General features: G+C 39.4%; 10 protein-coding genes. 7 read left to right on the forward strand and 3 right to left on the reverse strand.

Translation table 11 applies throughout. The features are described 5' to 3' along the window. Positions 1-315 precede the first annotated feature (315 nt). Positions 316-2,307 (reverse strand): putative porin, encoded by a 1,992-nt coding sequence (locus ACFQZJ_RS14345; protein ID WP_379935507.1) that lies wholly within the window; start codon positions 2,305-2,307, stop codon positions 316-318. Between the two features lie 371 nt (positions 2,308-2,678). On the opposite strand from ACFQZJ_RS14345, the gene ACFQZJ_RS14350 reads away from it, so the two are divergent. The 3 genes from ACFQZJ_RS14350 to ACFQZJ_RS14360 all read left to right on the forward strand — a co-directional run bounded on the left by ACFQZJ_RS14350 (position 2,679) and on the right by ACFQZJ_RS14360 (position 6,761). Beyond that, positions 2,679-3,275, forward strand: a complete 597-nt coding sequence (locus ACFQZJ_RS14350; RefSeq protein WP_379935508.1) for a ribonuclease HII — start codon at positions 2,679-2,681, stop codon at positions 3,273-3,275. Positions 3,276-3,410: 135 nt separating this feature from the next. Beyond that, positions 3,411-5,873: a ribonuclease HII gene (locus ACFQZJ_RS14355; RefSeq protein ID WP_379935509.1), complete on the forward strand. Its 2,463-nt coding sequence runs from the start codon at positions 3,411-3,413 to the stop codon at positions 5,871-5,873. 189 nt (positions 5,874-6,062) lie between these two features. Beyond that, complete coding sequence (locus ACFQZJ_RS14360; RefSeq protein ID WP_379935510.1) at positions 6,063-6,761, forward strand: TapB family protein; 699 nt, start codon at positions 6,063-6,065, stop codon at positions 6,759-6,761. Positions 6,762-6,884: 123 nt separating this feature from the next. Here the strand turns inward: ACFQZJ_RS14360 and lipB are convergent, their stop codons facing one another. Continuing rightward, positions 6,885-7,583 carry a lipoyl(octanoyl) transferase LipB gene (gene lipB / locus ACFQZJ_RS14365; RefSeq protein ID WP_379935511.1) on the reverse strand — a complete coding sequence of 233 codons (699 nt, stop codon included), beginning with the start codon at positions 7,581-7,583 and terminating at the stop codon, positions 6,885-6,887. 85 nt (positions 7,584-7,668) lie between these two features. After that, the gene (locus ACFQZJ_RS14370; protein WP_379935512.1) at positions 7,669-7,824 is read right to left on the reverse strand and encodes a YqaE/Pmp3 family membrane protein; all 156 of its coding nucleotides are present in this window, start codon (positions 7,822-7,824) and stop codon (positions 7,669-7,671) included. Between the two features lie 186 nt (positions 7,825-8,010). Between ACFQZJ_RS14370 and ACFQZJ_RS14375 the strand changes: the two genes are divergently transcribed. The 4 genes from ACFQZJ_RS14375 (at position 8,011) to ACFQZJ_RS14390 (ending at position 11,732) form a co-directional block, all read left to right on the forward strand. After that, positions 8,011-9,063, forward strand: a complete 1,053-nt coding sequence (locus ACFQZJ_RS14375; protein WP_379935513.1) for a helix-turn-helix domain-containing protein — start codon at positions 8,011-8,013, stop codon at positions 9,061-9,063. 104 nt (positions 9,064-9,167) lie between these two features. Continuing rightward, on the forward strand, positions 9,168-9,731 hold the full coding sequence (locus tag ACFQZJ_RS14380) for a thioredoxin family protein (RefSeq protein ID WP_379935514.1): 564 nt from the start codon (positions 9,168-9,170) through the stop codon (positions 9,729-9,731). Positions 9,732-9,819: 88 nt separating this feature from the next. Further along, positions 9,820-11,511: a lysine--tRNA ligase gene (gene lysS, locus ACFQZJ_RS14385; RefSeq protein WP_379935515.1), complete on the forward strand. Its 1,692-nt coding sequence runs from the start codon at positions 9,820-9,822 to the stop codon at positions 11,509-11,511. Between the two features lie 83 nt (positions 11,512-11,594). Further along, positions 11,595-11,732 (forward strand): hypothetical protein, encoded by a 138-nt coding sequence (locus tag ACFQZJ_RS14390; RefSeq protein ID WP_379935516.1) that lies wholly within the window; start codon positions 11,595-11,597, stop codon positions 11,730-11,732. Positions 11,733-11,990 lie beyond the last annotated feature (258 nt).

Here is an 11,990-nt window from a genome sequence, read left to right on the forward strand (position 1 = left end):
GCCATTTGCCTAAGCGGCTGCAAATATACAACTGTTTTTATTCCCGACAAGCTTTTTCAAAAAAAAATATTTTTTTTTCCAAGGCCGGGAAAACAACCGGACACCAACAACACTTTTAAGGAACGTACCGCTACTAACACTACATCACATAGCCCGTTTGCGGGGTGCAAATGTAACACCCTTTTTCAAACAGACAACAATAAAAAACAATCTTTTTTCAACCTTTTTCAACACAAGGCCATAAGACACTATTAGATAGGTGATTGAGAATAATTAAAAGTTATAAAAAAAACAAAAAGGACGAACCAATTAGCCTTAAGAAAAGAAATTCCAGACCAAACCAAAACGAACAACAAAATCTCGAAACGGATAGTTAGGTGCCGTATAGTAATTGAAACCGGTAAAAGAGGAGTTAAAATGTTCAGCTTTTAAATATATTCTTGTTTGCTTTACTTTAGCATTGATAAAAAAGTCCAGTAAAGGAAACCCTCCCAGCTCTTCATTATTCTGCACAAAGAACTCACCTAGTACAGGATTGTAAGCATCCATTGTATAGCTAGTGAAATATTTCAATGTGACACCCGTTTGCAGGTACATCGCCTTTTTAAATACATCCGAAGAAAAATACAAGGTATTCCTTGTGACCAATTGGGGCACGTTCAATACACTTTGGTCTTGGGATACGGATTGATACATAACGGTATTATTCAACGCAAACTTACCCAACCTAAACTCTTTGGCGTATTTGATTTTTAAATGTGTTACGCCATCAGCCTCTTGAAGCGGTTTGATATTCGCATGCTCAAGCCCCTCTTCAAAGACAGCGTTTGGATCGGCCGAGAAATAGGTATAATTATCCAATGCACTAAATTTCATAGACAAATTACCCCATAAGGGAGAATCTAATCCCACTTGCATAGAGTTCACCCGTTCTTTCTCAAAATTTGTGGTATTCTGCCAATTATAATTTAAATAATCACTTTGGTATAATAGAAAATTGAAATCGGGCATACCACTGGAAGAGTGCAGCGCAACCTTTACTCTGTGCTTATCATTAAATACATAGGAAACGGAACCATTAAAAACATTACCGGTCAAATCCCCAGCAACATTGTACCTAAGCGAGCCATCAACGGCAAACGAACCAATTTGTTTTCTATAATCACCCCCTACGGCAATTTCCGAACCCTTAAGCTGGTTCCCTACAGTCTCCCCATCCGCCGTAGTAAGTATGCTATTAAAAAAGTAGTTGTAATTATACACACTCACCACACCTTTAAGTGCTCCCAAGGTCTTATTGTAAAATGCAGCACCAAAATCATTATTAAACACCTTCAACGATGCCTTATCATTAATGGAACCTAAGATAGCATCACCAAAATATGAATCACTTGCATCTTGTAGGTATTGGTAGAATTTTGTTTCATAATTAAATGAGTGGGTGATTGCTAACGAAGTCTTCTCTACCAAGCTAGAATCTTGCCGGCTTCGTATCAGTTTATATTGCTGGTCTACATAATAACGCTTCCCCAATACCTTATTATCCGCATCCGTAAAGCGAACATCGACCTTAGGCCTGTCTATAAAATCATCGTCTCCACTCTCGAACTGTAGTTCCTTTTCCGTTAAGCCTCCATTTTCCTGAGAGGTGATATCCTGTGCAGCAATATGTGCCCTTAACAGATACCTATCGTTTTTACTAACATAATTGACCGTACTTATAAAATTACCGGATTGAATCTGTTCCGAATTGTATTTGCCCAAAGACCTAAAACCGGTGTACCCGATTGATATGTTAAGGCGCCTAGAGGTATTAAAGGTTAGCAGCGCATCCAACAATTGACCTTCCTCCAACGTAGTTTTGAACATAAGATCCGTCATAGGGGTCATTACATTATAATACTGCATCTCCTCTATCTCCCTATATCTGTGATGCTTTGCCCTTGCTCCCAACCTTGGATAAAGGTTAGACCGTTCGAAGTCTACCCCAAGTTTATTATAACCTTGACCAATGTTTCCAAAAGGCATGAGCTCAAAATCATCGGCACGAAGGTAATTGTATTTATATTCCTTCTGTATGGTCAATGTTGTATCCAAGAATGTGGTATCTCTTTGATGGGAAATCAACTTATAGTTTCTGATACTCACGGTATCTATCATTGCAGCTAAAGGCAGCTCCCTAGTCTTTGTCCTTGGTGTCCGCGCTATTGAATCCGCACTAGGCCTTAACCCAGACTCTTGTTCCGTTTCTTGCGCCATTAGCCCAAATGCAACTAACAAAAAGAGTGCAGTCAAAAAATATTTCATACCTCTCATATCTTCGGTGTCAAAGTTACTTTTTTTGTTCCTAACTAAATGTGAAAGTTTAGCCTAGAATAAAAACCCTAAATTTTCAATCATACTTTTGTTCCTCTATTGCATGTTTACAACTATTTTTTTTAAGCAGTTATTCATCTAATCCAAAACAAGGGTGTCTAATTTAATTTTTAGCTTCTGCAATGCTTAAAAACAGTACGATTAGCTTAATTGAAACATTTTTCACAAGCGTATTTTCGCGAATCTCCCTTACATATTGACCTCTCTTAACCAAACGATTATGAACCTAACCCTTGTAAAGCACTACTATAATTCCAATATTTGTTCAACAAACTAAAACAGAAACCAAAAGAATTCCCTAAATGCTTTTGAACTATTTTAAAATGCAGAATGAAGCCGGCACCGATGAAGCTGGCAGAGGATGCCTTGCGGGACCCGTTACCGCAGCAGCGGTGATCCTACCAAAAGATTTCAGAAACGAAGTATTGAACGACTCCAAACAATTATCGGAACATAAGCGAAATGAACTAAAACCGATTATAGAGGCAGATAGCACATCTTTTGCCGTAGCGCACGTGTATCCATCGGAAATAGATAAAATAAATATTTTAAACGCATCTTTCTTGGCCATGCACCGATCTTTGGAACAACTTGGAACTATGCCGGAACACATTATCGTTGATGGCAACAGATTTAACCGGTATAAGGAGATACCGCATACGTGCATCATCAAAGGGGATTCTAAATATTTAAGTATCGCAGCGGCATCCGTGCTTGCCAAAACTTTTAGAGATGCCTATATGGAAAAAATTCATGAGGAATATCCCATGTACAACTGGAAGAAGAACAAAGGTTATCCGACCAAGGAGCACAGGGCGGCAATTCAAAAATACGGCGTAACGCCCTACCACAGAAAAAGCTTTCAACTACTTGCCCCTACCCTTACACTAGAACTTTAAAAAGTATAAATTTGTTAAGCGATTTTTTTGAACTTGATTTAAAACCAAGGTGGGTGAAGTTTGCATTACCCAGCGAAGTTGGAATTATGTTCAGAAATGTAAATCAATGTCAAAAAGAAACAAAAAAAGGGATAGATGAAAGTTAAAATTCTACTGATTTTCAGTGTTTTATTAAGTCTTCAATGTTCCCCGGAAAAGGAATACGAGACCAGCTTATTGCAGTTTATGCCCGAAAATGCGAGCGCAATCATAAAGATAAACGATTATAACTCCTTTACCGCAGCGCTTGATGACAACGAACTGGTTAAAAAGTTACAAACATTAGATTTGAGCAAGAAAATTTCTAAGCTTCTTGTTCCACTAAATTATGCACAACCATCGCAGGAAGCCCTGCTAGGTTTTACAATAGACTCGCTACAGAAATTGAATTTCACTTTTACAGCTTCGGATACTATACCATACTTGCAACTATCCGAGGTAACCGACAAAAAGATAGAAACCCTTCAACACAAAGACTTCGATATTAAAAAATACACAGTAGAAGGTCATGATTTTTTTACGATCAAGCTTAACGGAAAAGAGGTTTTAAGCTCCTCGATTACGATACTAAAGGAGCTTATATCTTCTTTTACTACACGAAATACAAACCAGCAGCTAGCAAAATTCTACCGTGTTTCCGACCCCTCAAAACTGGCTCATTTATGGATCAACTTGAATTACAGTGATGTCCTTTTGCAGTATCTGACCGAGACAAGGACCGCCCCCCTGCCCTCGGGTTTTGCAGATTGGTTGTTTTTAGATATATCCTTAGGAAATGAAGGATTATTTTTAAACGGTATCAGTACTGCCGAGGCTTCCGAAACGAACTACCTGAGCTTGTTTACAGGAGCTAAACCTTTAGCAAACAGCACGTTTGAAATGCTCCCTGCCAATGTATCGTCCTTTGCTTCTTATACCTTTAGCGATTATACATCGTTTTCTACCAATCAAATGCGTTATTTGAATCAGAATACTGCGCTTGATTCCCTTTTCAATACCATTGAGGAAATAGGAACAGCGCAATTAGGGAAAGAACCACTGGTACTTATGAAAACCTTTGGCACGGACCAAATCACAGATTACCTTAAAGCCAAACGAAAAAGCGCGGAGGCGTTCCAAGGAAGTGAAATTTGGGAACTAGGAGATGCCTCCCTTCTAGTGGATACTTTCCGCCCCCTGGTATCCGGTTTTGAATCCAACTATAGCAGTGTTTTAGAAAACACCTTGATTTTTGCCCAAGATAAGAAGGTGCTAGAAAAAGTAATCATAGCATATAAGAACGCTAATACGATCCAGACCACCAACCTTTTCCAAAATATAGAAGCGCTTACCACGGAAGCCTCCTCCATTCTGGCCATTGCCAACGCCAAAGGTTTTGAAGATAGATTAACGGAATATAATTTTATAGAAACAGCGAAACAGCTTGGGGAGGCCAAGCTATCCGATTATATTTTTGGTTCCGAAATCATTTCCGATGCCGGTTTTTTTCACAGTAGTTATTTCATTAAAAAGAATAGCGCAAAGAAAGTTAAGAACAGTATCACGCCTTTGTTTACCTTACATCTGGATGCCGACCTGCGTTCGGTTCCACAGTTCGTGACCAACCATCGCACAAAAATGGGAGAGCTAATAGTGCAGGACATGGACAATGTTCTTTACCTTGTTTCCAACAACGGTAAAGTGCTATGGAAAAAAGAATTGGATGGTGCTTTACAAGGTAAGGTACATCAAGTAGACCTTTACAAAAACGGAAAGCTCCAATTTGCATTTACAACCAATAACAAGTTTCTAATTCTTGACAGAAACGGCAAGGAGGTAAAACCTTTTTCCATTGCTTTTCCCGGAGGAAATCTAAATCCCTTGGCCGTATTTGATTATGAAGGAAAAAAAGATTATCGTTTTGTAGTTACGCAGAACCAAAAAGTTTTCATGTATAATAATAAGGGTAAAATCGTAAGTGGGTTTAAATTCACCTCGGCACCTGAATCAATTATTGAAGCGCCGCAGCATTTTAAAATAGACAGAAAGGACTACCTCGTGTTTAAATTGGCCAACAATACACTTAAAATCCTTAACCGGGTAGGCAAGGTAAGGATTAAAACAAATGAAAAAATCCCTTTTTCCGATAATTCCATAAACGTGTACCAAAACAAGATTAGCCTTACCTCTAACAAAGGGCTGCTTTATCAAATAGACACCAAGGGAAAACTTTCGAAAACAGACCTTGGACTACAAGTAGACCATGGTTTCGATGCCACTTCAAAAACCTTGGCGATTATGGACGACAATGTACTAAGGATACGGGACAAGGAGGTGAGCTTGGATCTTGGTGTGTATTCCAAACCCACTATTTTCTATATCAATGACAAAATTTACGTCTCCGTAACGGATATTCAAAACCAAAAATCGTATTTATTCGATAGTCAGGCCGTACCTGTTCCCAACTTCCCCATCTACGGTTCCTCCGTGATCGATATGGCAAATATTGATAGCGATAGAAAGCCAGAGTTGGTCATTAAGGAACAGGACAACTCGTTTACGGTGTATAAAATCAACTAGAAACACCAAAAGCACGACACCTCTACATTACTGCAAATAAGCTACTTCGTCCGATCTGCCATAGATAGAGTGAACAAATCACACATTGTAACGCCCCTAACATACACCATCATCGGCCAAACATAATATTCTAGGATGCGCCGTAATAGAAAATTTATACATTAGACCACGAAACAAACAAGCACACGTATGAAAACTAGAATTTTATTATTGATTACATTTTGTTACGGCACACTAACCATGATCGCACAGACAAACTGTAGTAGATTTTACCCCATGGAGGAAGGCACTGTCTTTGAGTACACCATGTACAACAAAAAAGGCAAAACCGACGGTATCAGCAGCTACAAGGTCACCAGTGTGGAAAACAATGGCGACAGCACCACGGCTACCATGGCCATCGCTTTTACGGACAATAAAGGCAAAGAGGTTTACAATACCGACTATTCTTTTACCTGTACCGGGAACGTGGTCACCATTGATTACGAGTCCTTAATGCCCCAACAAATGTTGGAGCAATACGGGGAGATGGATGTGCAGATGGATATTACCGGAACGGACCTGGAGCTCCCCAACGACCTATCTGTTGGGCAAGTACTGGAAGATGCCAATGTTACCGTAAAAATAGCCATGAGCGGAATAAACATGACCACTACGGTAGACACGACCAACAGAAAGGTAGAAAAACAGGAGTCTGTAACCACACCGGCAGGCACCTTTAACTGTTACGTAATCTATAGCGACAACGAATCTAAAGCCATGATGGTAAAACAGAGCTTTCCATCACGGGTATGGCTAGCAGAAGGGGTGGGTATGGTAAAACAGGAGACTTACAACAAAAAGGGAAACTTGATGAGCAGTTTGGAACTGACCAAGTTTTCAAAGTAAAAATAAAAGCCCCAAAAACAACTAATAGTGGTTTTTGGGGCCGTATTGCAAGCTGCTCGATTATTACAGAAAGTTGTTAGTGCAATATCATTTCTTTAAAACGGATTTGGCGTAGGCTGTTTACTATATAATTTCCGCATCGAACAAGATTTTAAAATGATGTAATAGCTTTTGCTTCACCTCGTTCATATCAATTTTGGCCATACCGAGCTCTACGTTCAAGGATGTAACGGCTTTATCTTTTATCCCACAGGGCACCATTAAATCAAAATAACCCAAATCGGAATTTACATTTAGTGCAAAACCGTGCATAGTTACCCAACGGGACGCCCGTACGCCCATGGCACAAATTTTACGTGCAAATGGCGTTCCAACATCCAACCAAACACCGGTTTCGCCTTCGGAACGCTCCGCCTTTAAACCGTAATCGGCCAAAGTTAAAACCACCATTTCTTCAAGTAAACGCAAGTATTTATGAATATCCGTAAAAAAATTATCAAGATCTAGAATAGGGTAACCTACGATCTGCCCGGGACCGTGGTAGGTGATGTCCCCGCCTCTATTTATTTTATAGAATTTTGCTCCTTTGCTTTCCAATTCTTTTTCATCGACCAGAAGGTTTGAAAGATCTCCACTTTTACCCAAGGTAAATACATGGGGATGCTCCACGAACAAGAAATGATTCGGAGTTTCCAATCCCGCATCCTCGCGCCTATTTTTTATTTTAATATCTAGGGTCTGTTTAAAGAGTAACTCTTGGTAGTCCCAAGTTTCCTTATAGTCTTTTTGTCCTAAATCCAGTAAATTCACTTTCTTGTTCATTGGCACAAAGATACCAAAGTCCCTTAAGACCTATAAGACCGAACAAAAGGTTATTATCGGATACCTAGTTTAAAAAATAAACCTGTTAATTAGGGTTGTTTAGGATAACCAATGCTGCAATAACTCCAGGAACCCAGCCGCACAAGGTCAACAGAAAAACGATGATTATAGACCCGCACCCTTTTCCGATAACGGCAAGCGGCGGGAATATAATGGCCAATAAAACTCTTAAAAAACTCATTGATTTTGTGATTTTGATCGATGTACTAATATGTCGTAAAAATAGGCGTATTGTTACAAAATCCCTTACTTTTATAACAAAAGACCTCAAGGTTAGCCCTTGGGGCTTTAGTCATTAAACGAACTAAAATAACGTAGCAAGCTTTTTTCGCCATTGAATTTCAATTATCTAGCAAATAAAAAACAAGTGAATACCATACACGTATACATTGTCTTTCTACTTGGCATGCTGGGTTGTAATGCACAATACTCCTTCAGCGGGCAAATTTCGCCTAGCGCGGATAATAAGAAGGTATATCTTTCCATAATCGAGAACTACAGAAAATCTAGTCGAGTTTATGCAGATCAAGTATTATTAGAGACAAATGCCGATGCGGAAGGCAATTTTACTTTTGAGGGCGACAATCTATCGCCAAAAAACACTATGTACCGTATACATACGGACGACTGTAATGAGGACAATAAGGGAGGAAGTCATTTCTTTAGAAATTGCGCCAGTAGTAGAAGCATTTTATTCCTTGCTAAAAAAGGAGATACCATCCTCTTCCCTTTATTGCAAAACAACCAATCCTTTTGCGACATTACATCTAATAACCCTAAATCCGGTATCTTATTAAAAATTGATGAATTAAAAGAGGAAATGATTTTAGACTTTATGGAGTATCAAAGTGATGCTAGCATAACATTGAATTTAAAAAAATGGTTTCGAAGGCTGCAAGATTTTAGTATGAAAGCAAAGGAGCCTTTGGCCGAACTATATGTATATGATTTCCTTTCCGATAGAAAAAATGAAACCTACACCTTCTTTCTAGAAGATTTAAATACAAATGAATACTACACAGAGCTTGAAAAAAGACTGATAGCTACTTACCCCAATCGTCAGTTCACTTCACAGTATATACAGGAACGCAAGGCAGATACCGGTATTCAACTAGCTTCGTTGGGGAGACCAAAAGGGGCGCACTTTAACTATCACTGGTACGGGGGCGGGCTCTTCCTAATTTGCATTACAGGATACTATGCCCTTAAGCTAAAGAAACGCAAAATCGAAAAAAAAGCCCTGAAAAATTTAACCCCGCAAGAGCTGACCATCTTAGATGCCATTAAAAAGGACAAAACGAACAAAGAAATCGCTAACGAACTGTTTATTAGTCATAGTACTGTAAAAACACATATCAATAACATCTACAAAAAGCTAGGAGCGAACACTAGATCAGATGTAAAAGATATGTTTAAGTAAGCCACAGCAAAAATCCACCCCCGGTCTAGTCCTTATTTACAACTCCAAATACTCTGACTATACTGCACATTTAAGCAACTTCGGTTTTCAATTCTAAAAGCAAGATGATGAAAACCATGTTACCACTTTTAATGACCTGTCTTATTTGCGCAATCGGTAGCGCGCAACACACCAACCAAGAAATTACTTTGGATAATGGTCAAAAATTCCTTGTAGGTGAAATAACCAAGGAAAACTTATCCCGAACCGGCTACGCAAATTGGTATCTGCCAAATTTGAAGAACTATGCTCCTAATCACGAAATCCTTTCGGCAATAGAAGAAGACCTGCAAGGATATCAAATTTTGATATTTCTAGGCACTTGGTGCGGAGATAGTAAAAGAGAGGTTCCCAGATTTCTAAAAATTTTGGAAACAGCGAATTTCCCTAACGACCAATTAAAAATAGTGGCCCTAGACAAAAGAAAGGGCAAATACAAACAAAGTCCGACAGGTGAAGAATGGGGACTTCAAATTTTAAGGGTGCCTACCTTTATACTCTATAAAAACGGGAGAGAAGTTAACAGAATCATTGAATCTCCAAATACCAGTTTAGAGAAAGACCTACAAAAAATAATAAGAAGACAAGGCTATATTCCCAACAAAGCAAAATCAATGCACTTTGATTAGGACAAAACAGAAGTATAGCTCTTTTATGTTGTACCTACTAAGAGATTAATCCATTGTTAAGTATATTTGCGGCTTTAAATTAAGCGCTATGCAATTAACCGAACAAGAGGTTGTAAGAAGAGAGAAGTTAAGAAGATTACGGGAAATGGGAATAGACCCCTATCCTGCTGCCTTATATCCTGTAAATGCAACCTCTAAAAGCATAAAGGAAGATTACCAAGAAAGAAAAAAAGTAGTGATTTCGGGTAGGTTGATGCGAAAAAAAATACAGGGAAAAGCTTCGTTCGGGGAACTACAGGATAGCGAGGGCCGGATTCAAGTGTATTTCAACCGGGATGAAATATGCCCGCCGGACGACCATACCAAATACAATGAAATCTTTAAAAAATTATTGGACCTTGGGGATATCATAGGTATAGAAGGGGAACTTTTTACGACTCAGGTTGGAGAAATTACCGTGTTGGTAAAAGACTATACCATACTATGCAAGGCGTTACGTCCATTACCATTACCCAAACAGGATGCCGAAGGTAATACCTATGATGAGTTTAACGACCCAGAATTACGTTACCGTCAACGTTATGTAGACTTGGTGGTTAATCCGCATGTGAAGGATACGTTTATAAAACGTACTAAAATCACGAACAGTATTCGGCAATTTTATAATGATAAAGGCTACTTGGAAGTGGAAACGCCAATTCTGCAGCCCATCCCGGGAGGAGCCGCCGCGCGACCTTTTTTAACACACCACAATGCACTAAATATACCCTTGTATTTGCGTATTGCCAATGAGCTTTACCTTAAAAGATTGATTGTTGGCGGATTTGATGGCGTTTATGAATTCTCCAAGGACTTTAGGAACGAAGGCATGGACCGAACCCACAATCCTGAATTTACGGTAATGGAACTCTATGTGGCCTACAAGGATTACAACTGGATGATGGACACCACGGAAGAACTTCTGGAGAAAGTTGCCATAGACGCCACGGGAAGTTCAAAAGTAACCGTGGGGGAACACGAAATAGAATTTAAGGCGCCCTATCCACGAATTCCCATTTTAGAGGCCATTAAAATACATACAGGTGTCGATGTTGCCGGAATGAACGAAGTAGAACTCCGTGACACAGCCAAAAAATTGGGCTTGGAAGTGGACGATACCATGGGTGTGGGCAAACTGATAGACGAGATATTTGGTGAAAAATGCGAGCATTTTTACATTCAGCCTACCTTTATAACCGATTATCCAAAGGAAATGAGTCCGTTAACAAAGGAGCATCGCGACAACCCCGCATTGACAGAACGTTTTGAGCTCATGGTTAACGGCAAAGAGCTGGCCAATGCCTATTCCGAACTTAATGACCCCATTGACCAACGAGAACGTTTTGAGGAACAGTTGAGACTCTCCGAAAAAGGGGACGACGAGGCTATGTTCATTGATCAAGATTTTATCCGCGCCTTGGAATACGGTATGCCACCAACCTCGGGCATAGGTATTGGGATAGACCGTTTGGTAATGTTGTTGACGAATAACTCCTCCATACAAGAAGTCTTGTTCTTCCCTCAAATGCGTCCTGAGAAAAAGGCAATTGAACTGAGTGATGAAGAGAAGGCGATTATGGCTATTCTTAAGCCAAAAGGCACCATGGAACTATCTGTATTAAAAACCGAGGCCGGACTTAGCGGTAAAAAATGGGACAAGGCCATAAAAGCACTTGCTAAGCATGGACTTACCAAGGTTAACAAAACGGATGATGGTTTGTTTGTAGAGGTGGCTTCGTAAGTACTTTTTATACTTTTTAGCTCTAGTTAAAAACAGCGTTGATTTACCAAATCCATAAACGTCCCGTTTAAAAGTGGTCGCTAATGTTCGAAGCCCTGTGGGCTATGGGTCGCTTACCCATTATTCTTGACAGGCACTCCTTTTTTTTGAACAAACTGTTCCCATTATGGTTCCCTCCCCTAGCAGGGGAAGGAACACAGACCGAAAATAAAAGTGTATAGCGGTAATTTCAAAAGGTTCTATTTTGCTTAGTACAACATAAAGCTGTCAACGCAAAATTAAACTACAGCCTACTTTTTAAACTATATCGTAACCGGGATAAACTTTAGAAAGGTATAAAAAAACTTGGTTCGTTTAGATTACCAATAACGTGATACCCCAATTATAAAATAGGGTATCACGTTTTTTTTACTCCAGTGTTGGGTATAGCCTAGGTTTAAAAAAAATACCATAAACCGTTACGGAAACAACAAAACAAT

The organism is Maribacter chungangensis (assembly GCF_042676845.1).
Classification (GTDB): domain Bacteria; phylum Bacteroidota; class Bacteroidia; order Flavobacteriales; family Flavobacteriaceae; genus Maribacter; species Maribacter chungangensis.

Bases quoted from the DNA above. Each gene is read 5' to 3' on its own strand.
- ACFQZJ_RS14345 (WP_379935507.1), bottom strand. From the start codon at position 2,307: ATGAAATATTTTTTGACTGCACTCTTTTTGTTAGTTGCATTTGGGCTA.
- ACFQZJ_RS14350 (WP_379935508.1), top strand. From the start codon at position 2,679: ATGCTTTTGAACTATTTTAAAATGCAGAATGAAGCCGGCACCGATGAA.
- ACFQZJ_RS14355 (WP_379935509.1), top strand. From the start codon at position 3,411: ATGAAAGTTAAAATTCTACTGATTTTCAGTGTTTTATTAAGTCTTCAA.
- ACFQZJ_RS14360 (WP_379935510.1), top strand. From the start codon at position 6,063: ATGAAAACTAGAATTTTATTATTGATTACATTTTGTTACGGCACACTA.
- lipB (WP_379935511.1), bottom strand. From the start codon at position 7,583: ATGAACAAGAAAGTGAATTTACTGGATTTAGGACAAAAAGACTATAAG.
- ACFQZJ_RS14370 (WP_379935512.1), bottom strand. From the start codon at position 7,824: ATGAGTTTTTTAAGAGTTTTATTGGCCATTATATTCCCGCCGCTTGCC.
- ACFQZJ_RS14380 (WP_379935514.1), top strand. From the start codon at position 9,168: ATGATGAAAACCATGTTACCACTTTTAATGACCTGTCTTATTTGCGCA.
- lysS (WP_379935515.1), top strand. From the start codon at position 9,820: ATGCAATTAACCGAACAAGAGGTTGTAAGAAGAGAGAAGTTAAGAAGA.
- ACFQZJ_RS14390 (WP_379935516.1), top strand. From the start codon at position 11,595: ATGTTCGAAGCCCTGTGGGCTATGGGTCGCTTACCCATTATTCTTGAC.